The sequence below is a fragment of the Citrobacter sp. H12-3-2 genome, assembly GCF_009649895.1.
Taxonomy (GTDB): domain Bacteria; phylum Pseudomonadota; class Gammaproteobacteria; order Enterobacterales; family Enterobacteriaceae; genus Citrobacter; species Citrobacter portucalensis.
On sequence record NZ_CP045837.1, the window covers coordinates 300,144 to 326,400 of the forward strand.

The window sequence follows — 26,257 nt, forward strand, 5'->3', positions numbered from 1 at the left end:
TCAGGTCAAAAAAAGTGTCACTACCTGATGTCGAAAATCAGTTGGAAGGGGTGACGCCATAAAACAGGATGACAACCATGTCCGTTCGTATCGATAGAGACGTGATTAATGCGCTAATTGCAGGCCATTTTGCGGATCCTTTTTCCGTACTCGGTATGCACCAAACTGATGCTGGACTTGAAGTCCGCGCCCTATTACCTGACGCCACCGAAGTGTGGGTGATCGAACCCAAAACCGGACGCAAAGTCGGCAAGCTGGATTGCCTCGACTCTCGCGGTTTTTTCTGTGCTGTACTTCCCCGCCGTAAAAATTTCTTTCGCTACCAGTTGGCCGTTGTCTGGCATGGACAACAGAATCTGATTGATGACCCTTATCGTTTTGGCCCGCTGATCCAGGATATGGATGCCTGGCTGTTATCTGAAGGTACGCACCTGCGACCTTACGAAACGCTGGGTGCGCATGCGGATACCATGGATGGCGTAACCGGTACGCGCTTCTCAGTTTGGGCACCTAACGCTCAACGCGTGTCAGTGGTTGGGCAGTTCAACTACTGGGATGGTCGTCGCCACCCGATGCGCCTGCGTAAAGAAAGCGGTATTTGGGAGCTGTTTATCCCCGGTGCGCAGCATGGTCAACTGTATAAATACGAGATGATCGATGCCAACGGTAAGCTGCGAATCAAAGCGGACCCTTACGCCTTCGAAGCGCAAATGCGTCCGGAAACCGCGTCGCTTATCTGTGGTCTGCCGGAAAAAGTAGTGCAAAGCGAGGCGCGCAAAAAAGCCAACCAGTTTGATGCACCGATCTCTATCTATGAAGTTCACCTGGGGTCATGGCGTCGTCATACCGATAACAACTTCTGGCTGAGCTACCGCGAGCTGGCGGATCAGTTGGTGCCGTACGCCAAATGGATGGGCTTTACCCACCTCGAACTGTTGCCGATTAACGAGCATCCGTTCGACGGTAGCTGGGGCTACCAGCCTACCGGCATGTATGCGCCGACCCGTCGCTTCGGGACGCGCGATGATTTCCGCTATTTCGTGAATGCCGCGCATCAGGCGGGGCTGAACGTCATTCTCGACTGGGTGCCGGGTCATTTCCCGTCGGACGACTTTGGTTTGGCAGAGTTTGATGGCACCAACCTGTATGAGCACAGCGACCCGCGCGAAGGATATCACCAGGACTGGAACACGCTGATCTACAACTATGGTCGCCGTGAAGTCAGCAACTACCTGGTGGGCAACGCCCTGTACTGGATTGAACGCTTTGGTATTGACGCGTTGCGCGTGGATGCCGTGGCGTCGATGATTTATCGCGACTACAGCCGCAAAGAAGGGGAATGGATCCCGAACGAATTTGGTGGTCGTGAAAACCTCGAAGCCATTGAGTTTTTACGCAATACCAACCGAATTCTTGGCGAACAAGTTCCTGGTGCGGTGAGCATGGCGGAAGAGTCCACCGACTTTGCCGGCGTTTCAAGACCACAGGATATGGGCGGTTTAGGGTTCTGGTATAAGTGGAACCTCGGCTGGATGCACGACACGCTGGACTACATGAAGCTGGATCCGATTCATCGTCAGTACCATCACGACAAGCTGACCTTCGGCATGCTGTACAACTACACCGAAAACTTCGTCCTGCCGCTGTCGCATGATGAAGTGGTACACGGTAAAAAATCCATTCTCGATCGCATGCCGGGAGACGCATGGCAGAAGTTTGCCAACCTGCGCGCCTACTACGGCTGGATGTGGGCCTTCCCGGGCAAAAAACTGCTGTTTATGGGCAACGAGTTTGCGCAGGGACGTGAATGGAACCATGACGCCAGCCTCGACTGGCACCTGCTGGAAGGTGGCGATAACTGGCACCACGGCGTACAGCGTCTGGTGCGCGATCTGAACCACACCTACCGTCATCACAAAGCGCTGCACGAGCTCGACTTTGACGCCTATGGCTTTGAGTGGCTGGTGGTAGATGACAACGAACGTTCGGTGCTGGCTTTCGTGCGTCGTGACAAGGTCGGCAATGAAATCATCGTGGTCAGCAACTTTACGCCTGTGCCCCGCCACGGCTATCGCTTCGGTATCAATCAACCAGGCAAATGGCGTGAGATCCTCAATACCGACTCGATGCATTACCACGGTAGCAATACCGGCAACGGCGGTGCGGTGCACAGCGATGAAATCGCCAGCCATGGTCGTCAGCACTCACTGAGCCTCACGTTACCGCCGTTGGCAACGATTTGGCTGGTCCGGGAGGGGTAATGACGCAACTGGCAACCGGCAACGCCACCCCCCATGGTGCAACGTATGACGGCCATGGTGTCAATTTCACACTCTTCTCAGCCCACGCTGAACGCGTTGAATTATGCGTATTCGATGAGCAAGGGTGCGAACTTCGCTATGACCTGCCGGGGCGTAGCGGTGATGTCTGGCACGGCTATCTGGCCAACGCCCGGCCCGGTCTGCGCTATGGCTATCGTGTTCATGGCCCATGGCAACCGCAGCAGGGCCACCGGTTTAATGCGGCCAAGCTGCTGCTTGACCCTTGCGCCCGTCGGGTGGATGGCGAGTTAAAAGATAACCCGCTGCTGCACGGTGGGCTAAATGAACCGGATCATCATGATAATGCCACCATCGCGCTGAAGGGCGTGGTGGTGTCCGATCATTATGACTGGGAGGATGATACCCCGCCGCGCACGCCGTGGGGCAATACCGTGATTTACGAAGCGCATGTCAAAGGGTTGACGTATTTGCATCCTGAGCTGCCGGAAGAGATTCGCGGAACCTACAAAGCGCTGGGCCATCCAGTGATGATCGATTACTTCAAGCGCCTCGGCATTACCGCGCTGGAGCTGCTGCCGGTGGCGCATTTTGCCAGCGAACCACGGCTTCAGCGGCTGGGGCTGTCGAACTATTGGGGCTACAACCCGGTAGCGATGTTCGCGCTGCATCCGGCCTATGCCTGTTCGCCGGAGAGTGCGCTTGATGAGTTTCGCGACGCGGTAAAAGCGCTGCACAAAGCGGGGATTGAGGTCATTCTCGATATCGTTTTGAACCACAGCGCCGAGCTGGATCTCGAAGGCCCCGTCTTCTCGCTGCGCGGAATTGATAACCGTAGCTATTATTGGATCAGGGACGATGGTGATTACTACAACTGGACCGGTTGTGGGAACACCCTCAATCTGAGCCATCCGGGTGTTGTGGAATACGCATGTGAATGCCTGCGCTACTGGGTTGAAACCTGCCATGTGGATGGTTTTCGTTTTGATTTGGCTTCCGTCATGGGGCGTACACCTGCGTTTCGTCAGGATGCGCCACTGTTTACCGCGATCCAAAACTGTCCGCTGCTCTCACGCGTTAAGCTGATTGCGGAACCGTGGGATATTGGTGAAGGCGGGTATCAGGTGGGGAATTTCCCCCCGCCGTTTGCCGAGTGGAATGACCATTTCCGCGATGCGACCCGACGCTTCTGGCTCCAGCGTAATCTCTCGTTGGGTGAGTTTGCCGGGCGTTTTGCCGCATCAAGCGACGTGTTTAAACGCGATGGTCGCAAACCCAGCGCGACGGTCAATCTGGTGACTGCGCACGACGGTTTTACGCTACGCGACTGTGTGTGCTTCACAAATAAGCACAATGAAGCGAATGGTGAGGAAAATCGCGACGGCACTAGCAATAACTACAGCGACAATCATGGTAAAGAAGGATTAGGCGGCACGCTGGACCTGATTGAGCGGCGGCGCGACAGCATTCATGCGCTGTTATCCACGCTGTTGCTCTCCCAGGGGACGCCGATGTTGCTGGCGGGCGATGAGCATGGTCATAGCCAGCACGGCAACAATAACGCTTACTGCCAGGATAACGCCCTGACCTGGCTGGACTGGCAGCAGGCAAACAGCGGACTAACCACATTTACCGCTGCCCTGATCCATCTTCGCCAGCAAATTCCTGCACTGACGGGTGATCGCTGGTGGGAAGAGGGCGATGGCAATGTTCGTTGGCTAAATAAGTACGCACAACCCTTAAGTGCGGATGAGTGGCAAAACGGCCCGAGGCAGATGCAAATCCTGCTTTCAGACCGTTTTCTGATTGCAATAAATGCCACGCTTGAGGTGACAGATATCGTTTTACCTGAAGGGGAATGGTGCGCCGTTCCCCCATTTGCCGGAGAGGATAATCCGGTGCTTACGGCTGTCTGGCAGGGACCTGCGCACGGACTGTGTGTGTTCCAGAGAAGATAAAAAAGGAGTTAGTCATGGTGAGTTTAGAGAAGAACGATCGTGTAATGTTGGCGCGCCAGCTGCCATTAAAATCTGTTGCCCTGATCCTGGCCGGTGGCCGCGGTACCCGCTTAAAAGATTTAACCAACAAACGTGCCAAACCTGCTGTGCACTTTGGCGGTAAGTTCCGCATTATCGATTTTGCCTTATCCAACTGTATTAACTCCGGGATCCGCCGTATTGGCGTGATCACTCAGTACCAGTCCCACACGCTGGTGCAGCATATTCAGCGCGGCTGGTCGTTCTTTAGCGAAGAGATGAACGAGTTTGTCGATCTGCTGCCTGCCCAGCAGAGAATGCAGGGTGAAAACTGGTATCGCGGTACGGCGGATGCGGTGACCCAAAACCTGGACATCATTCGACGCTATAAAGCGGAATATGTGGTGATCCTCGCGGGCGATCATATCTACAAGCAGGACTACTCACGCATGCTGATCGACCACGTCGAGAAAGGCGCGCGTTGCACCGTGGCCTGTATGCCAGTGCCTATTGAAGAGGCCAGCGCGTTTGGCGTAATGGACGTGGACGACACCGATAAAATTATCGAGTTCGTTGAAAAACCCGCCAACCCGCCAGCTATGCCAGGTGACCCGACCAAATCTCTTGCCAGTATGGGGATCTACGTTTTCAACGCCGATTATCTATATGAATTGCTGGCGGAAGATGACCTCGATGAAAACTCCAGTCACGATTTCGGTAAAGACATTATCCCGAAAATCACCGAAGCTGGCATGGCGTATGCACATCCATTCCCGTTGTCCTGCGTGCAGTCTGACCCGGAATCCGAGCCGTACTGGCGTGACGTGGGTACGCTGGAAGCTTACTGGAAGGCGAACCTCGATCTGGCTTCAGTGACGCCTGAACTGGACATGTACGACCAGGACTGGCCAATCCGTACGCACATGGAATCGCTGCCACCGGCGAAATTTGTTCAGGACCGTTCCGGCAGCCACGGAATGACGCTGAACTCGCTGGTTTCTGGCGGATGCATAATTTCAGGTTCGGTGGTGGTGCAGTCCGTTCTGTTCCCGCGAGTGCGGGTGAATTCATTCTGTAACATTGATTCGGCAGTGTTGTTACCTGAAGTATGGGTGGGACGTTCATGTCGCTTACGTCGTTGCATTATCGACCGCGCCTGCGTTATTCCCGAAGGCATGGTGATTGGTGAAAACGCGGAAGAAGATGCGCGTCGTTTCTACCGTTCAGAGGAAGGTATTGTGCTGGTCACGCGTGAAATGCTACGCAAACTGCAGATCAAACAGGAGCGATAATGCAGGTTTTACACGTTTGTTCAGAGATGTTCCCCCTGTTAAAAACCGGGGGACTGGCGGATGTTATTGGGGCGTTACCCGCAGCGCAAATAGCGGACGGCGTGGATGCCCGCGTGCTGCTCCCGGCGTTTCCTGATATTCGTCGCGGCATTCCCGATGCGCAGGTTGTAACGCGTCGGGATACCTTCGCCGGACGTATCACGCTGCTGTTCGGGCATTTCAATGGCGTGGGTATTTACCTGATTGACGCGCCGCATCTCTATGACCGCCCCGGCAGCCCGTATCACGACACTAACCTGTTTGCGTATACCGATAACGTGCAGCGTTTTGCATTGCTGGGCTGGGTTGGCTGTGAAATGGCCTGTGGCCTTGACCCATTCTGGCGCCCGGATGTGGTGCATGCGCACGACTGGCATGCGGGTCTGGCCCCGGCGTATCTGGCGGCGCGCGGCCATCCGGCGAAATCGGTGTTCACCGTCCACAACCTGGCGTATCAAGGCATGTTTTATGCAAAGCATATGGATGACATCCAATTGCCATGGTCGTTCTTTAATGTGCACGGACTGGAGTTTAACGGGCAGATTTCGTTTCTGAAGGCAGGGTTGTACTACGCCGACCACATTACGGCGGTCAGTCCGACCTACGCGCGGGAAATTACCGAGCCGCAGTTTGCCTACGGCATGGAAGGTCTGTTGCAGCAACGTCATCGCGAAGGGCGCCTTTCCGGCGTGCTGAACGGCGTTGATGAAAAAATCTGGAGCCCGGAAACCGATCTCCTGCTGGCATCGCGATATACGCGCGACACGCTGGAGGAGAAGGCAGAAAACAAACGTCAGCTTCAGATAGCGATGGGTCTTAAGGTCAACGATAAAGTACCGCTGTTTGCCGTGGTGAGCCGTCTGACCAGTCAAAAAGGGCTGGATCTGGTGCTGGAAGCGCTGCCGGGGTTGTTAGAGCAGGGTGGACAGCTGGCATTGCTAGGCGCGGGCGATCCGGTATTACAGGAAGGTTTCCTCGCCGCAGCGGCGGAACATCCGGGACAGGTGGGTGTGCAGATCGGCTATCACGAAGCCTTCTCGCACCGCATCATGGGTGGGGCCGATGTGATATTGGTTCCCAGCCGTTTTGAGCCATGTGGCTTAACGCAGTTGTATGGACTGAAGTACGGCACGCTGCCGCTGGTGCGGCGCACCGGTGGGCTGGCTGATACAGTCTCTGACAGTTCGCTGGAAAACCTGGCGGACGGTATCGCCAGTGGGTTTGTATTTGAAGATAGTAATGCCTGGTCGCTGTTACGCGCGATCCGGCGTGCTTTCGTATTGTGGTCCCGGCCTTCGCTTTGGCGGTTTGTACAACGTCAGGCCATGACCATGGATTTTAGCTGGCAAGTCGCGGCGAAGTCATACCGTGAGCTTTACTATCGCTTGAAATAGATATCCAGGAATCACCTATATGAATGCTCCATTTACTTATGCATCGCCCACACTCAGCGTAGAGGCACTTAAGCATTCTATTGCCTATAAGCTGATGTTCACGATTGGTAAGGACCCGGTCATTGCCAATAAACATGAGTGGCTGAACGCCACGTTGTTCGCGGTGCGCGACCGTCTCGTGGAGCGCTGGCTGCGTTCTAACCGTGCGCAATTATCTCAGGAAACTCGTCAGGTCTATTACCTGTCTATGGAGTTTCTGATTGGCCGCACGCTTTCCAATGCACTGTTATCGCTGGGCATTTATGACGATGTCAAAAATGCGCTGGAAGGTATGGGGTTGGATCTTGAAGATCTGATCGACGAAGAAAACGACCCGGGTCTTGGCAATGGTGGTCTCGGACGTCTGGCGGCCTGCTTCCTGGACTCACTGGCAACGCTGGGCCTGCCGGGACGCGGCTACGGTATTCGTTATGACTACGGCATGTTCAAGCAGAACATTGTTGATGGCCGCCAGAAAGAGTCGCCGGACTACTGGCTGGAATACGGTAACCCGTGGGAATTCAAACGCCACAACACGCGCTACAAAGTGCGTTTTGGCGGGCGTATTCAGCAGGAAGGTAAGAAAACGCGCTGGATAGAAACCGAAGAGATCCTCGCGGTCGCCTACGACCAGATTATCCCCGGCTACGACACCGACGCCACCAACACGCTGCGCCTGTGGAATGCCCAGGCCAGTAGCGAGATTAATCTCGGTAAATTTAACCAGGGCGACTACTTTGCGGCGGTGGAAGATAAAAACCACTCCGAGAACGTCTCCCGCGTACTGTACCCGGACGACTCCACCTATTCAGGACGCGAACTGCGGTTGCGCCAGGAGTATTTCCTGGTCTCCTCCACGGTGCAGGACATTCTGAGCCGTCATTACCAGCTGCACAAAACCTACGACAACCTGGCGGATAAAATCGCCATTCACCTCAACGACACCCATCCGGTGCTGTCGATCCCTGAGCTGATGCGACTGCTAATCGATGAGCATAAGTTCAGCTGGGATGATGCGTTTGAGGTCTGCTGTCAGGTCTTCTCGTATACCAACCACACTTTGATGAGCGAAGCGCTGGAGACCTGGCCCGTCGATATGCTGGGCAAAATTTTGCCGCGCCATCTGCAAATCATCTTTGAGATCAACGACTACTTCCTGAAGACGTTGCAGGAACAGTATCCGAACGATACCGCTCTGCTGGGGCGGACGTCGATTATCGATGAATCTAACGGCCGTCGTGTGCGTATGGCATGGCTGGCGGTGGTGGTGAGCCACAAGGTTAACGGCGTTTCCGAGCTGCACTCCAACCTGATGGTGCAGTCGCTGTTTGCTGATTTTGCGAAGATTTTCCCGACTCGCTTCTGCAACGTCACCAACGGCGTGACGCCGCGTCGCTGGCTGGCGCTGGCCAACCCGTCGCTCTCTGAAGTGCTGGATGAGAACATTGGCCGTACCTGGCGCACCGATCTCAGCCAGCTCAGCGAGCTTGAGCAGCACTGCGATTACCCACTGGTAAATCAGGCGGTGCGCCGCGCGAAGCTGGAGAACAAAAAGCGTCTGGCCACGCTCATTGCCCAGCAGCTGAACGTGGTGGTGAACCCCAAATCGCTGTTTGATGTGCAGATAAAGCGTATTCACGAATACAAACGTCAGTTGATGAACGTGCTGCATGTGATCACGCGCTACAACCGCATTAAGGCCGATCCTGACGCTGAGTGGGTGCCGCGTGTGAATATCTTCGCCGGTAAAGCGGCTTCGGCCTATTACATGGCGAAGCACATCATTCACCTGATCAACGACGTCGCGAAAGTGATCAACAACGATCCGCAAATTGGCGACAAGCTGAAAGTGGTGTTTATCCCCAACTACAGCGTCAGCCTGGCGCAGGTGATTATTCCTGCTGCCGACCTTTCTGAACAGATTTCTCTGGCCGGGACCGAAGCCTCCGGTACCAGTAATATGAAATTTGCTCTTAACGGTGCGCTGACTATCGGGACGCTGGACGGTGCCAACGTTGAGATGCTGGAGCATGTGGGCGCAGAAAATATCTTTATCTTTGGTAATACGGCGGAAGAGGTCGAGGCTTTACGCAGTCAGGGCTACAAGCCGCGTGAGTATTACGAGAAAGACGAAGAACTGCACCAGGTGCTGACGCAGATCGGCAGCGGCGTATTCAGCCCTGAGGAGCCGGGACGCTATCGCGACCTGGTGGATTCGCTGATTAACTTTGGCGACCACTATCAGGTTCTGGCGGATTATCGCAGCTACGTTGATTGCCAGGATAAGGTTGATGAACTGTATCGTCACCCGGAAGAGTGGACCACCAAGTCGATGATTAATATCGCCAACATGGGATACTTCTCGTCGGACAGAACGATAAAAGAGTACGCCGAAAACATCTGGCATATCGATTCGGTGCGGTTGTAACACACGATGCCGGGGGCGCTTCGCTTGCCCGGCCTACGTTTATGCACTCTTGTAGGCCGGATAAGGCGCTAGCCGCATCCGGCATTTTTATCAGGACGCCAGCGACAGCTGGTGTTTTTCAATGTACTCCGCCAGCCACTGGGCCATACGCGACTGCTGCTCAGCATTCAGCCACATACCTTCTTTCGTGCGACGCCACAACGCATCTTCCGCACGACGAACCCATTCATGATCGACCAGATATTTCAGTTCGGCCTCATAAAACTCATGGCCAAAGTCTTCACCTAACTCAGCAAGCGAGGTGGCTTCGCCGATAACCCATTCGGTGTTGCTGCCGTAGGTGCGAGAATAATGGCGTGCCAGCGACTCGGTCAGGAACGGGTAGCGACGGCGCAGTTTGGCCGCATAATCTTCGCGATCGCCGCCAATGTCACCGCCTGGCAGAATGCACTCTTTCGTCCATGCCGGACCAATTCCTTGGTAGTACGATGCCAGTTTTTCCATCGCGTGCTCAGCCAGCTTACGATAGGTGGTCAGCTTACCGCCAAAGACCGACAGCAACGGCGCTTTGCCGTTTTCGTCGTGGATATCCAGCGTGTAATCACGGGTGATCGCCTGCGGTGAGTCAGACTCGTCATCGCACAGCGGACGCACGCCCGAGTAAGTCCAGACGATATCATCACGACCCAGTTGTTTCTTAAAGTGTGCGTTGTAGACCTTCAGCAGGTAATTGATTTCGCTTTCATCAATTTTCACTGCTTTCGGATCGCCTTTGTATTCAACGTCTGTCGTCCCGATGATCGAGAATTCGTCCATCCATGGGATAACAAACACGATACGCTTATCTTCGTTCTGCAGAATATAAGCTTGCTTCTGGGTATGTACGCGCGGCACTACGATGTGGCTGCCTTTAATCAGGCGAATGCCGTACGGTGATGGCAGGTGCATACCGTCGTCGAAGAACTCTTTCACCCACGGACCGGTGGCGTTGACCAGGCCACGCGCCTGCCAGGTGTATTTTTTGCCGGTATCGATATCTTCAGCTTCAACAATCCACAAACCATTTTCACGGCGAGCAGAAGTGGCGCGAGTGCGGGTTAATACTTCTCCGCCTTTACGTACAACCATTTGGGCGTTTGCCAAAACCAGTCGCGCATCGTCTACCCAGCAGTCAGAATATTCGAAACCGCGCACAATCTCAGGTTTCATTACGGAATCTGCGCCAAAACGCAAACCGGTAGAACTTGGCAAACTAGTGCGTTTGCCCAGATGATCGTACATAAACAAACCAATGCGGATCATCCACGCCGGACGCAGATGCGGGCGGTGGGGCAGACGAAAACGCATCGGGAAGGCGATATGTGGTGCCATTTTCAACAGCACTTCACGTTCGGCCAGCGCTTCGCTTACCAGACGAAATTCGTAGTGTTCCAGGTAGCGCAGGCCACCGTGGATGAGTTTGGAGCTAGCGGAAGAGGTGGCGCAGGCTAAATCCTGCGCTTCCAGCATCAGCACGGATAAACCGCGTCCAGCGGCATCTGCCGCGATACCGGCACCGTTGATGCCTCCACCTATCACAATCAGATCTTTGGTTTCCATGCTGGCCTCTCGCACTTTCGTTATAGCTCATTAATGTTCGTTATCGAGCATAATAGCAAAGAATCGCGCCATTGGTAACATCGGATAAACAATTTACAGTGATACATATAACATTATGGCGTTTAACTGCCGTCGGGACGTACACTAAGAAGTAACATGTCCGAAAAGCGTCACCTGCTATATAAAGAAGAGAGAGCAATGGATCAGTTTGAATGTATTAATGTCGAAGAAGCGCATCAGAAGCTGCATCAGGGGAGCGCGGTGTTGGTGGATATCCGCGATCCGCAAAGCTATGCCATGGGTCATGCCCCGCAGGCGTTTCATCTGACGAACGACACGCTGGGGTCGTTTATGCGCGAGCATGATTTCGACACCGCCGTATTGGTGATGTGTTATCACGGCAACAGCAGTAAAGGTGCGGCGCAATATCTTCTTCAGCAGGGCTATGACGCGGTTTACAGCGTTGACGGCGGCTTCGACGCCTGGCATCGACATTTTCCGGCAGAAGTGGCATACGGTTCGTAAGCTAACAAAGATGCAGCCTGAAACGGGCAGGATATATATACTGTCCTCTTTTGTGTGGAATAAGCGACAGCAACCATGTTGATGATTACCTCTTTTGCTAACCCCCGCGTGGCGCAGGCATTTGTTGATTATATGGCGACACAGGGCGTTATCCTGACGATTCAACAACATCAGCAAACGGATGTCTGGCTGGCGGATGAGTCCCAGGCCGAGCGCGTGCATGCTGAACTGGCGCGATTTCTGGAGAATCCGGGCGATCCGCGCTACCTAGCGGCAAGCTGGCAGTCGGGTCAGACCGACAGCGGCCTGCACTACCAGCGTTATCCATTCCTGGCCACATTGCGCGAACGCGCAGGCCCGGTAACCTGGTTCGTAATGGCCGCGTGTGTGCTGGTGTTTATCGCGATGAACGTGCTGGGCGACCAGGCGGTGATGCTTTGGCTGGCATGGCCGTTTGACCCTTCGCTGAAATTTGAATTCTGGCGTTATTTCACCCACGCTTTTATGCACTTCTCGCTGATGCATATTCTGTTCAACCTGTTGTGGTGGTGGTATCTCGGCGGTGCGGTTGAAAAGCGTCTGGGCAGTGGAAAACTGATTGTTATTACCGTGATCAGCGCACTATTGAGCGGCTATGTTCAGCAGAAATTTAGCGGCCCGTGGTTTGGTGGACTGTCTGGCGTGGTATATGCGCTGATGGGCTACGTGTGGTTGCGCGGCGAGCGCGATCCGCAAAGTGGTATTTTCCTGCAGCGTGGTTTGATTATCTTTGCTTTGATCTGGATTGTTGCCGGCTGGTTTGATCTATTCGGCATGTCGATGGCGAATGGCGCTCATATCGCCGGATTGGCCGTGGGTCTGGCAATGGCGTTTGCCGATACGATGAATGTGCGGAAACGAACTTTGTAGGCCGGATAAGCGTTAGCGCATCCGGCAAAATTTCAGGGAACACTAATGAAGCAAACACAACGACATGACGCGATCATCGAGCTGGTAAAAAAACAGGGATACGTCAGTACTGAAGAGCTGGTGGAGCATTTCTCCGTCAGCCCGCAGACGATTCGCCGCGATCTTAACGATCTGGCCGATCAGAACATGATTTTGCGCCATCACGGCGGCGCGGCGCTGCCATCCAGCTCGGTCAACACCCCGTGGCATGACCGTAAAGCGACGCAGACGGCGGAAAAAGAGCGCATTGCCCGCAAAGTTGCCACGCAAATCCCGAACGGCTCAACGCTGTTTATTGATATCGGAACCACGCCGGAAGCGGTGGCTCACGCGCTGCTTAATCACAGCAATTTACGCATTGTGACCAACAACCTCAATGTGGCGAACACGCTGATGGCGAAAGAGGATTTCCGCATAATCCTCGCTGGTGGTGAACTGCGTAGCCGCGACGGCGGTATTATGGGCGAAGCGACCCTCGACTTTATTTCTCAGTTCCGTCTGGACTTCGGCATCTTAGGGATCAGCGGCATCGACAGCGATGGTTCTCTGCTGGAGTTTGATTATCACGAAGTTCGTACCAAGCGCGCGATCATTGAGAATTCACGGCATGTGATGCTGGTGGTGGACCACTCGAAATTTGGGCGTAACGCGATGGTGAATATGGGCAGCATCAGCATGGTGGATGCGGTGTATACCGACACGCTGCCGCCTGCTGGTGTGATGCAGGTGATTGCTGACCATCATATCCAGTTAGAGCTGTGCTAAGGTAATTCCAGGCCTGATAAGCGTTGCGTATCAGGCATTAACTAAACGCCGTACCCCATCATCTTCAGCAGCTTCTGCGCATGTTGCACCGCATCCTGGCGATGTGCGACGCCGAGCTTTTGGTACAAATTGCGGATGTGCGTCTTGATGGTCGTTGCCGCGACGGCCAGCTCACCGGCGATCTGCTCGTTGCTGTAGCCCGAATAAATCAGTCCCAGAACCTGCCATTCGCGCTGGGTCAGCGGGCTGGTGCGGATAAGCTCTGGCACTTCCGGGTGAGTAAGCAGACGCTCAACGAATCCTTCATCGAAGTGGGCAAATTTATGGCGGTGGTGCTGGTTAATCTCACGCAAAATGCGCTGGGCGCGGTGCTGATCGAGTTCCGGTAAGGTATTGAGCTGAATCAGCTGACGCAGTTGTTGCGCCATGGCCTCGCCTTCGATAACAAAGTGGCTGATAAACCCGGTACGGTTCGCCAGCTGTAGGGCGTCGAGTAACACACGCTGGGCGTCATTTTTGCGCCCTGCCTGCCAGTAGAGCTGATTAAGCAGCAACAGGTTGCGGTTCAGATCGCTCATCAGGCGCAGGTTGCGCGCATTTTCATTCAACTCTTCCAGCACAATCTCAGCCGGTTCAAACTCGCCGAGCAGGATTTGTGCACGAGCGATGTTGCGCCACTGGCTTTGCAGGAAGTGGTTATTGGCGAATTCTGGTTTCGGCGTGTGGCGCAGCCAGTTGGCGGCCGAGTTTTTGTCGCCCACCATTTGCCAGTAAATCACCCGCACCTTATCGGCGTTGGAGATCCAGTCGCTGTGATAGTGACCGTTGCCCAACAGGTTTTCCAGACGGTTGAGCAGGCTGCGAGCGTTATCGAGATCGCCCCGTGCCAGTGAACACTGAACCAGCAGCGCCAGACACTGTAGCTGTTGCTGCGGCTGGAAAGTGGAAAGCAGTTCAATACCGCTACGGGCAGAAGCTTCTGATTCATCCAGACGCGCCCATGCCCACAGTAGCTGCGCGCGAATACGTACAAGGAATTCGTGCATCGGCAGCTGTTCCAGGTGCTGTTCTTTGATCAGTTGGAACGCTTTTTCCTGAGTTTCCCAGGCGGCCTGTAAAAAGCCCTGGGCAAACAAAATTTCGCTTTGCTGGATAAGACTCCACAGTGCGTAATGCCAGACGTCATGATGGCGCGCCATTTGCTCGGTTTGCTGCATCAACGCCAGAGAGCGCGTGAGATCGCCCTTACAGTGCAGGACTTCGCCGTGCACCGAGGTGGCGACGATCCGGCTATAGAACCAGGCGATGGGTAACTCATCCAGCGCCAGTTTCGCCAGGCGTTCGGCTTCGTCAGGATTGCCGTCGTTAATCGCTACCTGCGCCCGTAAAGCGTTGAATTCGGCGTGCAGTGTCGGCTCCATGTCGCCTTTCATTTCCTGCTCTGCGCGCGCCAGCAAGGTGTTAACCTCTCCGTAGCGGTGCTGGCTTTGCATCAGCCAGGCCTGGAGCAGAACCAGACGCGGATTTTCCAGCAGGCTTTCCCACGGCAGGGCTTTCAGCGACTCTTCCAGTAACGTCAGCTCGCTATGGTTAAACAGTCCCCACGCATGATTAAGCAGGATATCGCGCAGCATATGGGCGTCGCCGGCCGCCAGCGCGTGGTGGATAGCTTCGCTGGGGAAGCCTTGCGCCATCCAGCTTTCAGCTGCGGCGCGGTGTATTTCGGGCAGTTCGTTCGCCAGCTCCCATTGGCAGCGCTGGCGTAAAAAGCTGCCAAACAGCGGGTGATAGCTGAACCACTCGCCAACGTCATCCATTCGCTGCAGGAATAACCCCTGGCGCTCAATTTCTTCCAGCCGCATCTGGCCGTTTTCTTCCCCGGTAACGCGGACGATTAGCGCATCGTTCATGGAACGCAGAATGGCGCTTTTCAGCAGGAAGTGACGGGTGCCGAGGTCGACGCTGTCCAGCACTTCATCAACCAGATAATCGGACAAATGGCTGGCGTTGATCCCCGCGAGGCGTCGTGCTGACTGGTGCGCGGAATGATTGTTCTGGCGGGCGGAAAGGGCGATCAGTTGTAATGCCGTGGCCCAGCCAGCAACGTCATCGCACATTCGGCTGCTTTCAGCCGCTTCGATGGGGGAGGACAAACGTCGGTCGAAAAATTGTTTGGCTTCCTGATGGTTAAAGGCTAACTGTTGGCTGCCTATCTCCAGCAGCTGGTCGCGTACCCGCAGGTTAGCAATACCCAACTGCGGCAGGTTGCGCGACAGCACGACCAGCGTGAGGTTCTCAGGCTGATGACGCAGGAAGAAACGCATCGCTTCGTGAATGGCCGGATTAGAGATCAGATGATAATCATCTACTACCAGGTAGAGCGGGCGGTGCCACTCGGCCAGTTCGATAAATAGCTGGGCAAACAGTGACGTCAGGCTGGCGTACTGACGTTTTTGCACCATCGCTTCGCTGGTGGTGCAGTGTCCACCGGTTGCCTGTTGGATAGCGGCAATCAGATAGCTGGCAAAGCGCTCTTGCTGATTATCGCCCTCATCCAGAGAATACCAGCCTAAATCATTTTTCCCTGCCGCCCATTGTGAAACCAGCGTCGTTTTTCCATAACCAGCAGGACTTGTTATCAGGGCAAGCCTGAAATTGTTCGCGCCGGAAAGTTTAGCCAACAGGCGCTCACGAACCACCGTATGGTCGAGTCGAACCGGACGACTTAATTTAGACGGAATCAACATAAGTTAGTCACTTCACTGTGTGAAAATAGGGAAGAATGATTTTTTTTTGCGCTTCGTAATTAATAGATATAAGGTCGGCCAGATTAAGATTTATTGCAAGTTATGTCCGGGATTGGACTGTCTTAATTTGCACTTGGTCACAAATTCTTAAGATGATAGACACGTACTGAAACCGGTGTCAGGATGCGCGGCTGTTGAAGTGTTTGACCAAGGGCGGCGATTGAACACCCTCTGACGAAGCATGATTTGCTGTTATAGAATTATCTTAATTATTACTGTTAGTGATAATTTTTAATGTAAATCATTGGTGACTATGGCTTTTGCAGAGTTCTATACCCATTTTCTTTGAAAATAACGATTCAATTCCTTAAATGAATAAAAGTATGATGAAACCGCTACCACAAGCCGCGTTTATCTACGATAGTTTTGCATAGTTCGATATCTGTAACGTAGAAATCCTGAAGCTTCTTCTGGGGGCAGGATGTGTATGATAATCCAAGAAATAAAAAGGGAATAAGACAGTTAGCAATAATGCCAATGAGAAAGGAAATTACTACAATCATTGTCATCCATAACTCTATAGTAGTGGGCAGTTTTTTCAAACGGCCTTCCTTACTAAATAAGACGAAAACAGAAAGCATTGAAAATATAAGTATTGTTGGTATTCCTCCTACTATTGCGCATGTATTTTTGTTATAGGAAATTACATCACCCATTCTAATTAGTGAAAGAAAATTTTCCATTATGCTCCCAGTGAATATCATATAAAGGAGACTACAGAAAAAAATAGTAAGAGAGAAAGATATCAGGCGCAAATGGAGCTTAGTCATTCGCTTTCCTTAAAAAGAGTAAAAATAAGGGCTATTAAAACCATAATTTTCATGTTTACTATGGTGAAGATAGTCGCGAAGTTTGTTCTTTAATGAAACTGATAGCCCTATTTTATCGTCCAGGTCATTTAATTCATAGTTGAAAAATAACCCTACGATAATAATACCAAGAGTCGTGATTACTACAGGAACACTAAATATTGCCAATACTCCAGTAACCATCACTCCAATCACTACTCCCGATACCACCGCTTTTGCTGCATCCATTGAGATATCTACCAAAAAATCTACCATGTCATAATCGGACTTAAAGATCAGTTCGATTGCCCGCCAGGCAAGTGAGAAGTAAATGCAATATTTGACGCCATTTCTAAGGCTGTTATAAAGCCCACGTTTACCCAATGCCATTTCCAGCATCTGTGGATGGCTTGCTCCGTAGCGGGTTCCGTTAAGAATCCGGCGCAGGGCGGGATACCCGGTAATTTTGATATAGGTTTTCCCACCGACTTTGTATTCAATGGCTTTAATGCGGATTGCCCTGAAATTAAAGACCAGCTCCTGTGCGGAATTGTAATAGGTAGTAAGCTTAGAGAGACTGCGGAAGCCATCCAGGCCATCTTTGAAGTTGCCGGGTGCAGCGCGGTAAGAAAAAAATTTATCTACTCCGCCCATTAAATCGTCCGCCACCTGCTGTGCTTCTTCGAGAGTGAGCAGAAGGATATGATGACTTTGCGTGATAAATGAGCCATCCATAAAGGCCATATCGCGCTGCACAGGGTTCATGGTATTCCAGCTATTAAAATCTCTTGCCTGCGGTCGTTCGTCCTGAAACCTGAGTGAGTTGCCATTTAATGCGTTGTTGCGTTTACGCATGATTTTTCCTTATCAAGAGATGTTTGGCGTCAGAAAATTCGTTCACTCCACAAACTATAAGCGCTGGTACTAGCCATGCAGTGTTCCCAACTAATCGATTCAAAAATAAAGGAAACGCGTTCTTGTGCTTCGTTTCCGTTTTTAATGATATTGTGAGGGACTATTAATTTAATGTTTGATATATGTGCTTTGAATAATTTAATTTTATAATAGACTTCTTGCATTCCTGTAGGTGTGGTTCGATAGAGGGATATTTCGCATTCCAGCGTTTCGTTATCGTTGATCGCTTTGTTCAACAAAGGGGACGAACGATCAACAGGTTTGATAATCTAGAGTTCGTGGTGATTAACGTTCTGCTGACGCGTTGTTTCATGCTCAAGTCCATAAATCATAATTTGGTTGAGATGATTTGTCTGAGACTTATTTCCTATAGAGTACCTGGAGCCGCAGTTTTCGGAAATATTACCCTGTAATTCACCTTTCAGAGTAATCCAAGATAAGTTTGCCATATATATCCTTGGATAGTATTTGTTTGTTTTATTTTTATGTCGAAGATTTATCTCAGTGTGCTCTTGAATTATTTTGATTTCAACCGTCTTGTTATTTTTAAAATAGCGGCTGTAGTAATTGTTGTAAAAGTTATAATTATTAATTTGTCATCTCGTCTTGCAAGGTATTATGCTGATTCTTGTCAAATCAGGCGAGGCGTCTCTGGTACAGTGCACTGCGAAGTCAGTCGATTTATTGGCGTAGTTGGTAATAATAAAGTGGCAGCGATCACACTTTTATGCTCATCCCCGCTCCTCCTCCCTCCCTAATCCGTGCCAGGATGAGGAATGTCAACAACGAGCCAGGCAAAATAGCGATAACGTTGTTTTATTACCTAAGGATCTGGAACCCCTATGTCACAGCCTACTTTCAACAAAGATCAATTTCAGGCTGCCCTGACGCGTCAGTGGCAGCGCTTCGGTTTACTGTCGGCTCAAGAAATGACGTCGCGCCAGTGGTGGCAGGCAGTGAGTGGGGCGTTGGCTGAGTTACTCAGCGCCCAGCCTGCGGCGAAACCGGCAAAAAATCAGCGTCACGTTAACTACATCTCGATGGAGTTTTTGATTGGTCGCCTGACCGGCAACAATTTACTCAACCTCGGCTGGTATCAGGCGGTGAGCGATGAGCTGAAAGCGCATGACGTCAACCTGACTGATCTGCTGGAAGAAGAGATCGATCCGGCGTTGGGTAACGGTGGATTGGGACGCCTGGCGGCCTGCTTCCTTGATTCGATGGCGACAGTCGGCCAGTCGGCGACGGGCTATGGCCTCAACTACCAGTACGGCCTGTTCCGTCAGTCGTTTGCCGATGGCCAACAGATGGAAGCCCCGGATGACTGGCATCGTGGCAGCTACCTGTGGTTCCGTCACAACGAGGCGCTGGATGTGCAGGTTGGGATTGGCGGCAAGGTCACCAAAGAAGGGCACTGGGAGCCAGGGTTTACTATCACCGGCCAGGCCTGGGATCTGCCGGTTCTCGGTTACCGTAACGGCGTAGCGCAACCGCTGCGTCTGTGGCAGGCCAGCCATGCGCACCCGTTTAACCTGACCAAATTTAATGACGGCGATTTCCTGCGCGCAGAACAGCAGGGCATCGACGCTGAAAAACTGACGAAAGTGCTGTACCCGAACGATAACCACACCGCGGGTAAAAAGCTGCGCCTGATGCAGCAGTACTTCCAGTGCGCCTGCTCCGTAGCCGACATTCTGCGCCGCCATCATCTGGCAGGGCGTAAGCTGCACGAACTGGCTGATTACGAAGTCATTCAACTTAACGATACTCACCCGACTATCGCGATCCCTGAACTGCTGCGCGTGCTGATTGATGAGCACCAGATGAGCTGGGACGATGCGTGGGCGATTACCAGCAAGACCTTCGCTTACACCAACCACACCCTGATGCCGGAAGCGTTAGAGTGCTGGGATGAGAAACTGGTGAAAGCACTCCTGCCGCGCCACATGCAAATCATCAAAGAGATTAACGACCGCTTTAAGACGTTGGTTGATAAAACCTGGCCGGGTGATGCTGAAGTCTGGGCGAAGCTTGCAGTGGTGCACAATAAACAGGTGCGTATGGCCAACATGTGCGTGGTCAGCGGTTTTGCGGTCAACGGTGTGGCGGCGCTGCACTCCGATCTGGTAGTGAAAGATCTGTTCCCGGAATATCACCAGCTCTGGCCGAACAAATTCCATAACGTCACTAACGGGATTACTCCGCGTCGCTGGATTAAGCAATGCAACCCGGCGCTTGCCGCACTGCTGGATAAATCGCTGAAAAAAGAGTGGGCTAACGACCTCGACCAGCTGATTAACCTGGAAAAATACGCGGACGATGCGAAGTTCCGTCAGCAATATCGTGACATCAAGCTGGCGAACAAAGAGCGTCTGGTGAAGTTTATTAAAGCGCGCACCGGTATTGAAATAACGACTAACGCTATCTTTGATATTCAGATTAAACGTCTTCATGAGTACAAGCGCCAGCACCTGAATCTGCTGCATATTCTGGCGTTGTACAAAGAAATCCGTGAGAACCCGCAGGCAGATCGCGTGCCGCGCGTATTCCTGTTTGGCGCAAAGGCTGCTCCGGGTTACTACCTAGCGAAAAATATCATCTTCGCCATCAACCAGGTTGCACAAACCATCAATAACGACCCGAAAGTCGGTGACAAGCTGAAGGTCGTCTTCCTGCCGGATTATTGTGTCTCGGCGGCGGAAATGCTGATCCCGGCGGCGGATATCTCTGAGCAGATTTCAACCGCAGGGAAAGAGGCTTCCGGCACCGGTAACATGAAGCTGGCGCTGAACGGTGCGTTAACCGTAGGTACGCTGGATGGCGCAAACGTCGAAATCGCCGAGAAGGTGGGTGACGAGAATATCTTTATCTTTGGTCATACCGTGGAAGAGGTGAAGGCGCTCAAAGCCAAAGGCTACGACCCGGTGAAATGGCGTAAAAAAGACAAAGTGCTGGATGCTGTCCTGAAAGAGCTGGAAAGCGGGAAATACAGTGATGGCGACAAGCATGCCTTTGACCAGATGCTGCACAGTATCGGCAAGCAGGGCGGCGATCCGTATCTGGTGATGGCGGACTTCGCGGCCTACGTTGAAGCTCAGAAGCAGGTTGACGTGTTGTATCGTGACCAGGACGCCTGGACCCGGGCGGCGATTCTGAATACCGCGCGTTGCGGCATGTTCAGCTCGGATCGCTCCATCCGCGATTATCAGGCTCGTATCTGGCAGGCGAAACGTTAAGGAATCGCGATGGAAAGCAAACGTCTGGATAATGCCGCGCTGGCGGCGGGGATCAGCCCCAATTACATTAATGCCCACGGTAAACCGCAGTCTATTGGCGCCGAAACCAAACGGCGTTTGCTTGACGCCATGCATCGCACCACCGCTGCCACTCAGGTGGCGGTAACCCCGGTGCCGAATGTCATGGTCTATACCGCTGGCAAGAAAATGCCGCTGGCGGTTGAGGGAAACGGAGAGTTTAACTGGCTGCTGACCACCGAAGAGGGCGTGCAGCACAAAGGGCATGCCGTCGGCGGTAAATCTTTTAACCTTCCGGCGAAGCTGCCGGAGGGGTATCACACGTTGACCCTGACCCAGGGCGAGCTGCGTTCCCATTGTCGTATCATCGTGGCACCAAAGCGCTGCTATGAACCGCAGGCGTTGTTAGCCGGGCAGAAGCTGTGGGGCGCATGTGTTCAGCTCTACACCCTGCGATCGGAAAATAACTGGGGGATTGGCGACTTCGGCGATCTCCGCACCATGCTGGTGGATGTGGCGCAACGCGGCGGCGCGTTTATCGGGCTTAATCCGATTCACGCGCTGTATCCGGCGAATCCGGAGAGTGCCAGCCCGTACAGCCCGTCGTCACGCCGCTGGTTGAACGTTATTTATATTGATGTAAACGCCGTAGATGATTTCCGTCTGAGTAAAGAGGCGCAGGCGTGGTGGAAGAAACCCGCGACTCAGCAAGCTCTGCAACGCGCCCGCGATGCCGAGTGGGTTGATTATTCTGCTGTTACCGCACTGAAGATGACGGCACTACGTATGGCGTGGAAAAGCTTCTCTGCGCGTGATGATGAGCAGATGGCGGCATTTCGCCAGTTTGTGGCTCAGGAAGGGGATAGCCTCTACTGGCAGGCGGCCTTTGATGCGCTGCATGCGCATCAGGTGAAAGAGGACGCATTGCGCTGGGGCTGGCCGGTGTGGCCAGAAGCTTTCCAGTCAGTGGACTCGCCAGAGGTAAAACGCTTCTGCGAAGAACATCGTGATGACGTAGATTTCTACCTGTGGTTACAGTGGCTGGCGTATACCCAGTTTGCTGACTGCTGGAAAACCAGCCAGGGCTTTGCAATGCCGATAGGGCTGTATCGCGACCTGGCCGTTGGCGTGACCGAAGGCGGGGCGGAAACCTGGTGTGACCGCGAGTTGTATTGCCTGAAAGCTTCAGTTGGCGCGCCGCCGGATATTCTCGGTCCGCTTGGGCAAAACTGGGGACTGCCGCCGATGGATCCGCACATCATCACGGCACGCGCCTACGAACCGTTTATCGAACTGCTGCGCGCCAATATGCAGAATTGCGGCGCGTTGCGTATCGACCATGTCATGTCGATGCTGCGTCTGTGGTGGATCCCTTACGGTGAAACAGCCGATCACGGTGCCTACGTGCATTATCCGGTCGACGATCTGCTGTCAATTCTGGCGCTGGAGAGTAAACGTCATCACTGCATGGTGATTGGTGAAGATCTGGGTACCGTGCCGGTGGAGATCGTCAGCAAGCTGCGTGACAGTGGCGTCTACTCCTACAAAGTGCTTTATTTTGAGAATGACCATGAGAAAAACTTCCGTGCGCCGAAAGCGTACCCGGAACAATCAATGGCAGTCGCGGCGACGCATGACCTTCCTACGCTTAAAGGTTATTGGGATAGCGGCGATCTGACGCTGGGTAAAGCACTGGGCCTGTATCCGGATGAAGTCGTGCTGCGCGGGTTGTATCAGGACCGGGAACTGGCGAAACAGGGGCTGCTGGACGCGCTGCACAAATACGGCTGCCTGCCAAAACGTGCCGGTCACAAGGCGTCCCTGATGTCGATGACGCCGATTCTGAATCGCGGCATGCAACGCTACATCGCTGACAGCAACAGTGCGCTACTGGGCCTGCAACCGGAAGACTGGCTGGATATGGCTGAGCCGGTCAACATTCCGGGGACCAGCGACCAGTACAAAAACTGGCGGCGTAAGCTCACCGCCACGCTGGAGCAGATGTTTGCCGATGAGGGCGTGAATAAGCTGATTAAGGATTTGGATAAGCGGCGAAAAGCGGCCGCGAAGAAGAAGTAAGAAAGCCGGGGATTTCCCCGGCTTTTTTATGGTGATGGCTCGTAGCACATAGGCCTGATAAGCGTAGCGCCATCAGGCTCAGTTTTATCAGACCACCATACCCAGCAGCAGACACCCTACCAGACCGCAGACGGAGATAATGGTTTCCAACATTGACCATGACTTGATGGTTTCACCGATGGTCAGGTTGAAGTACTCCTTGAACAGCCAGAACCCAGGATCGTTCACGTGGGAGAAGATGACGGAACCGGAACCAACCGCAATAACCATCAGCTCAGGGCTTACGCCGGTCGTTGCAATCAGCGGTGCCACAATCCCACCTGCAGTAATCGCTGCAACGGTTGCGGAACCCAGTGCGATACGCAGTACTGCAGCGATAGACCATGCCATCAGCAGCGGAGAAACGTTAGAGCCGTGCATCATTGAAGCGATGTATTTGTCTACGCCGCTATCAACCAGAACCTGTTTGAAGGCACCGCCACCACCGATGATCAACAGCATCATCGCGATGATTTTGATTGAGGACACCAGCGTGTCGTTAATCTGATCCATCGAACGTCCGCGGTTCAGACCAAAAGTGAACATCGCAATCAGCACCGCAATCAGCGTTGCCATGACCGGGTCACCGAGGAATTCTGCAACCGTCAGGAAAGCATGGCCTTTCGGCAGAATCATCTCCGCCACGGCGCGCATTGCCATCAGGATAACCGGGACCAGAGAGGTCCAGACGCTGACGCCAAAGCCTGGCATCTCTTCTTCAGTGAAGGTTTTTGCGCTGTACAGACCTTCCGGGATTGGCTTATCGATGCCTTTCAGGAAACGCGCGTATACCGGACCGGCGAGAATAACGGTCGGGATTGCCAGAATCGTACCAAACAACAGAGTTTTACCCATATCTGCGTGGAAAATGGTGGCAATAGCGGTTGGACCCGGGTGCGGTGGCAGGAAACCGTGAGTAACGGACAGCGCAGCCGCCATCGGCACACCAACGTACAGCAGCGGGATGTTAGCAGCGGCAGCAATGGTGAATACCAGCGGCAGCATCAGCACGAAGCCGACTTCGTAGAACAGGGCAAAACCGACGGTGAATCCGGTTAATACCACCGCCCACTGAATGTGTTTTTTGCCGAATTTAGCAATCAGCGTGGTTGCGATGCGCTGTGCGCCGCCGCAGTCCGCCAGCATTTTGCCCAGCATGGCGCCAAAACCCATAATCAGGGCGAGGCTGCCAAGGGTTCCGCCGACGCCGGCTTTAATCGAACCGATGACTTTATCCAGTGGCATCCCTTGCATCAATCCGACAGCAAGCGCCACCAGGACGAGAGCGATGAAGCCGTTCATTTTGAAACGGATCATCAGGAGGAGTAACAAGATTACACCGATAGCAACGATGACTAATGGCATGATTTACCTGGCCTTTACTTTGTTATGGGTAACGTCAGTGTTTAGATGACAAATTCCGATTGTCCCGACCGGGAACAGAGTATTCTCAGCACCAATGCTGGTTGCCTTCAAAACTAATCAGTTTAACTGGCTATTATGTGTGTGTTAGGTGCTGATACGAATGATACGGGTAACATGCTGCGCTTGAAAATCACCTGGACAGGCAAAATTTAAAATATGAGAAGCTGGTCAAATTATGCGGGGGATTGTTGCAGGATAAATGCGAAGAAATATTGGGGTGTAAGCCGGAGATCGCGATTACGCTACCACCCGGCATTAATGCCCGATAGCGACGCGGGTGCGTCTTATCGGGCCTACGGATACTCTACAGGTTCGGGCGTTAGTAGTAAGAGTGCTCGCCGCGCTGGTGTTCGGTTAAATCGCGAACGCCTTTCAGTTCAGGGAATTCAGCCAGCAGCTGCTTCTCGATACCTTCTTTCAGCGTTACATCTACCATTGAACAGCCGTTACAGCCGCCGCCAAACTGCAGAATGGCGTAGCCTTCATCGGTGATTTCCATCAGAGAGACACGACCACCGTGGCCAGCCAGCTGTGGGTTGATCTGCGATTGCAGCATGTACTCCACGCGTTCCATCAGCGGCGCATCATCGGCAACTTTACGCATTTTGGCGTTTGGTGCTTTCAGGGTCAGCTGGGAGCCTAACTGGTCGGTAACGAAATCGATTTCTGCATCTTCCAGATACGGTGCGCTCAGTTCATCAACATATGCGGTCAGCAGGTCAAATTTAATGGCGGTGTCGGTTGCTTCCACGGCGTCCGGCGGACAATAAGAAACGCCGCATTCAGCGTTAGGCGTGCCGGGATTAATCACAAATACGCGGATTTGTGTCCCTTCTTCCTGATTTGCCAGCAGTTTGGCAAAGTGCGCTTGTGCAGCATCGGAAATATGGATCATAGTAATGGCCTAATAGTTGACTATTTTACTTGGTTATAATACGCCCATCATCGAGGCTCTACAAGGTTCGACACAGGCACCATACCTGGACAGTCGCCGCGCCGTTGCGTAAAAGCAGCTGCGCGATTTCCGCGACGGTACTTCCGGTAGTGACGACATCATCCACAATAACCATATGGAGTCCCTGCACCGGCAATTCAAGGCGAAAGGCATTTTTCAGGTTACGTTTACGTAATCGGGCGCTGAGATGGTGCTGTGTGGCGGTTGCCCGAACCCGCGAGATGGTCCGGCTGTCCCAGTCGCAACCCAGCCAGCGTGCCAGCGGACGGCACAGTAAATCGCTCTGATTAAACCCTCTGCGCCAGTGTCGGCGTTGCCAGAGCGGGACGCTGACCAGCCTGTCCGGTAGAGGAAGGCCGCTGGTGCGCCGGGCCTGTAGTACCTCCAGCAACAACAAACGTGAAAGAGCTGAGGCTGTTTCGCTGCGTCGTGAAAACTTGAGCTGGTGGATAAGCCCGCTCAACGGCGGAACATAGTCGCTGACGGTAACCAGTCTCTGCCACGGCGGCGGTTTTTGCAGGCAGCGCCCACAGGGAATGACGGTATGAGCGGCAGGGAGTCCACATTGAGGGCACAGGCTGGCGTGTTGACGCGTTGCCCGCGTACAGACTGAGCAGATCCCCCAATGCCCTAACGTCAGGGGCATTCGGCATAGCCAGCACAATCCCGGTACTGTTAGCATAGATGCATCCTTTCAGGCTAAAAGAGAAC

Annotated in this window: 17 protein-coding genes and 1 pseudogene; 10 read left to right on the forward strand and 8 right to left on the reverse strand. The window is 53.2% G+C overall.

The annotated features are described in order from the left end of the window. Window positions 1–77: 77 nt before the first annotated feature. From glgB to glgP, 5 genes are read left to right on the forward strand one after another with little or no spacing between them, the layout of a single operon-like run. On the forward strand, window positions 78–2,261 hold the full coding sequence (gene glgB, locus GHC22_RS01435; protein WP_032945237.1) for a 1,4-alpha-glucan branching enzyme: 2,184 nt from the start codon (window positions 78–80) through the stop codon (window positions 2,259–2,261). After that, window positions 2,261–4,237 (forward strand): glycogen debranching protein GlgX, encoded by a 1,977-nt coding sequence (gene glgX / locus GHC22_RS01440; protein WP_128611229.1) that lies wholly within the window; start codon window positions 2,261–2,263, stop codon window positions 4,235–4,237. The genes glgB and glgX overlap by 1 nt, the downstream gene beginning before the upstream one ends. Window positions 4,238–4,251: 14 nt before the next feature. Beyond that, window positions 4,252–5,547, forward strand: coding sequence for a glucose-1-phosphate adenylyltransferase (glgC, locus tag GHC22_RS01445; RefSeq protein ID WP_003827621.1), 1,296 nt, complete (start codon window positions 4,252–4,254; stop codon window positions 5,545–5,547). Then, window positions 5,547–6,980, forward strand: coding sequence for a glycogen synthase GlgA (gene glgA, locus GHC22_RS01450; protein WP_003827622.1), 1,434 nt, complete (start codon window positions 5,547–5,549; stop codon window positions 6,978–6,980). Before glgC ends, glgA begins: the two co-directional genes overlap by 1 nt. A 19-nt stretch (window positions 6,981–6,999) precedes the next feature. Then, window positions 7,000–9,447, forward strand: coding sequence for a glycogen phosphorylase (glgP, locus tag GHC22_RS01455; protein WP_003827624.1), 2,448 nt, complete (start codon window positions 7,000–7,002; stop codon window positions 9,445–9,447). A 90-nt stretch (window positions 9,448–9,537) separates the two neighbouring features. On the opposite strand, the gene glpD is transcribed toward glgP, so the two are convergent. After that, on the reverse strand, window positions 9,538–11,046 hold the full coding sequence (gene glpD / locus GHC22_RS01460; RefSeq protein WP_153752081.1) for a glycerol-3-phosphate dehydrogenase: 1,509 nt from the start codon (window positions 11,044–11,046) through the stop codon (window positions 9,538–9,540). A 198-nt stretch (window positions 11,047–11,244) separates the two neighbouring features. Between glpD and glpE the strand changes: the two genes are divergently transcribed. The 3 genes from glpE (at window position 11,245) to GHC22_RS01475 (ending at window position 13,284) form a co-directional block, all read left to right on the forward strand. Continuing rightward, entirely contained in the window at window positions 11,245–11,571 is a 327-nt protein-coding gene (glpE, locus tag GHC22_RS01465; protein ID WP_003827629.1) for a thiosulfate sulfurtransferase GlpE, read from the forward strand. 75 nt (window positions 11,572–11,646) lie between these two features. Continuing rightward, complete coding sequence (gene glpG / locus GHC22_RS01470) at window positions 11,647–12,480, forward strand: rhomboid family intramembrane serine protease GlpG (RefSeq protein ID WP_103284628.1); 834 nt, start codon at window positions 11,647–11,649, stop codon at window positions 12,478–12,480. A gap of 45 nt (window positions 12,481–12,525) precedes the next feature. Then, the gene (locus GHC22_RS01475; protein WP_003023499.1) at window positions 12,526–13,284 is read left to right on the forward strand and encodes a DeoR/GlpR family transcriptional regulator; all 759 of its coding nucleotides are present in this window, start codon (window positions 12,526–12,528) and stop codon (window positions 13,282–13,284) included. 41 nt (window positions 13,285–13,325) lie between these two features. On the opposite strand, the gene malT is transcribed toward GHC22_RS01475, so the two are convergent. The 4 genes and pseudogenes from malT to GHC22_RS01495 all read right to left on the reverse strand — a co-directional run bounded on the left by malT (window position 13,326) and on the right by GHC22_RS01495 (window position 18,243). Beyond that, window positions 13,326–16,031, reverse strand: a complete 2,706-nt coding sequence (gene malT, locus GHC22_RS01480) for an HTH-type transcriptional regulator MalT (RefSeq protein WP_003827634.1) — start codon at window positions 16,029–16,031, stop codon at window positions 13,326–13,328. 395 nt (window positions 16,032–16,426) lie between these two features. After that, complete coding sequence (locus tag GHC22_RS24865) at window positions 16,427–16,861, reverse strand: DUF1240 domain-containing protein (protein WP_153752083.1); 435 nt, start codon at window positions 16,859–16,861, stop codon at window positions 16,427–16,429. A 9-nt stretch (window positions 16,862–16,870) separates the two neighbouring features. Continuing rightward, complete coding sequence (locus GHC22_RS01490) at window positions 16,871–17,734, reverse strand: hypothetical protein (RefSeq protein WP_153752085.1); 864 nt, start codon at window positions 17,732–17,734, stop codon at window positions 16,871–16,873. 29 nt (window positions 17,735–17,763) lie between these two features. Further along, window positions 17,764–18,243 (reverse strand): annotated as a pseudogene (locus GHC22_RS01495) (Hcp family type VI secretion system effector). 393 nt (window positions 18,244–18,636) lie between these two features. On the opposite strand from GHC22_RS01495, the gene malP reads away from it, so the two are divergent. Together malP and malQ are read left to right on the forward strand one after the other, a co-directional pair. After that, window positions 18,637–21,030 (forward strand): maltodextrin phosphorylase, encoded by a 2,394-nt coding sequence (gene malP, locus GHC22_RS01500; RefSeq protein ID WP_153752087.1) that lies wholly within the window; start codon window positions 18,637–18,639, stop codon window positions 21,028–21,030. Between the two features lie 9 nt (window positions 21,031–21,039). After that, window positions 21,040–23,127 carry a 4-alpha-glucanotransferase gene (malQ, locus tag GHC22_RS01505; protein ID WP_153752089.1) on the forward strand — a complete coding sequence of 696 codons (2,088 nt, stop codon included), beginning with the start codon at window positions 21,040–21,042 and terminating at the stop codon, window positions 23,125–23,127. A gap of 87 nt (window positions 23,128–23,214) precedes the next feature. On the opposite strand, the gene gntT is transcribed toward malQ, so the two are convergent. The 3 genes from gntT to gntX form a co-directional block, all read right to left on the reverse strand. Next, window positions 23,215–24,531, reverse strand: a complete 1,317-nt coding sequence (gene gntT, locus GHC22_RS01510; protein WP_003023507.1) for a gluconate transporter — start codon at window positions 24,529–24,531, stop codon at window positions 23,215–23,217. Between the two features lie 379 nt (window positions 24,532–24,910). Beyond that, complete coding sequence (gene nfuA, locus GHC22_RS01515) at window positions 24,911–25,486, reverse strand: Fe-S biogenesis protein NfuA (RefSeq protein ID WP_003023509.1); 576 nt, start codon at window positions 25,484–25,486, stop codon at window positions 24,911–24,913. Between the two features lie 58 nt (window positions 25,487–25,544). Further along, window positions 25,545–26,228 (reverse strand): DNA utilization protein GntX, encoded by a 684-nt coding sequence (gntX, locus tag GHC22_RS01520; RefSeq protein WP_008786337.1) that lies wholly within the window; start codon window positions 26,226–26,228, stop codon window positions 25,545–25,547. Window positions 26,229–26,257: the final 29 nt, after the last annotated feature.

What these genes read in the sequence shown, in the direction of transcription:
- glpE (WP_003827629.1), top strand. Translation starts at nt 11,245, where the DNA reads ATGGATCAGTTTGAATGTATTAATGTCGAAGAAGCGCATCAGAAGCTG.
- gntT (WP_003023507.1), bottom strand. Translation starts at nt 24,531, where the DNA reads ATGCCATTAGTCATCGTTGCTATCGGTGTAATCTTGTTACTCCTCCTG.
- GHC22_RS01475 (WP_003023499.1), top strand. Translation starts at nt 12,526, where the DNA reads ATGAAGCAAACACAACGACATGACGCGATCATCGAGCTGGTAAAAAAA.
- glgC (WP_003827621.1), top strand. Translation starts at nt 4,252, where the DNA reads ATGGTGAGTTTAGAGAAGAACGATCGTGTAATGTTGGCGCGCCAGCTG.
- glgA (WP_003827622.1), top strand. Translation starts at nt 5,547, where the DNA reads ATGCAGGTTTTACACGTTTGTTCAGAGATGTTCCCCCTGTTAAAAACC.
- glpD (WP_153752081.1), bottom strand. Translation starts at nt 11,046, where the DNA reads ATGGAAACCAAAGATCTGATTGTGATAGGTGGAGGCATCAACGGTGCC.
- glpG (WP_103284628.1), top strand. Translation starts at nt 11,647, where the DNA reads ATGTTGATGATTACCTCTTTTGCTAACCCCCGCGTGGCGCAGGCATTT.
- glgB (WP_032945237.1), top strand. Translation starts at nt 78, where the DNA reads ATGTCCGTTCGTATCGATAGAGACGTGATTAATGCGCTAATTGCAGGC.
- gntX (WP_008786337.1), bottom strand. Translation starts at nt 26,228, where the DNA reads ATGCTAACAGTACCGGGATTGTGCTGGCTATGCCGAATGCCCCTGACG.
- malP (WP_153752087.1), top strand. Translation starts at nt 18,637, where the DNA reads ATGTCACAGCCTACTTTCAACAAAGATCAATTTCAGGCTGCCCTGACG.
- GHC22_RS24865 (WP_153752083.1), bottom strand. Translation starts at nt 16,861, where the DNA reads ATGACTAAGCTCCATTTGCGCCTGATATCTTTCTCTCTTACTATTTTT.
- nfuA (WP_003023509.1), bottom strand. Translation starts at nt 25,486, where the DNA reads ATGATCCATATTTCCGATGCTGCACAAGCGCACTTTGCCAAACTGCTG.
- glgX (WP_128611229.1), top strand. Translation starts at nt 2,261, where the DNA reads ATGACGCAACTGGCAACCGGCAACGCCACCCCCCATGGTGCAACGTAT.
- malT (WP_003827634.1), bottom strand. Translation starts at nt 16,031, where the DNA reads ATGTTGATTCCGTCTAAATTAAGTCGTCCGGTTCGACTCGACCATACG.
- glgP (WP_003827624.1), top strand. Translation starts at nt 7,000, where the DNA reads ATGAATGCTCCATTTACTTATGCATCGCCCACACTCAGCGTAGAGGCA.
- GHC22_RS01490 (WP_153752085.1), bottom strand. Translation starts at nt 17,734, where the DNA reads ATGCGTAAACGCAACAACGCATTAAATGGCAACTCACTCAGGTTTCAG.
- malQ (WP_153752089.1), top strand. Translation starts at nt 21,040, where the DNA reads ATGGAAAGCAAACGTCTGGATAATGCCGCGCTGGCGGCGGGGATCAGC.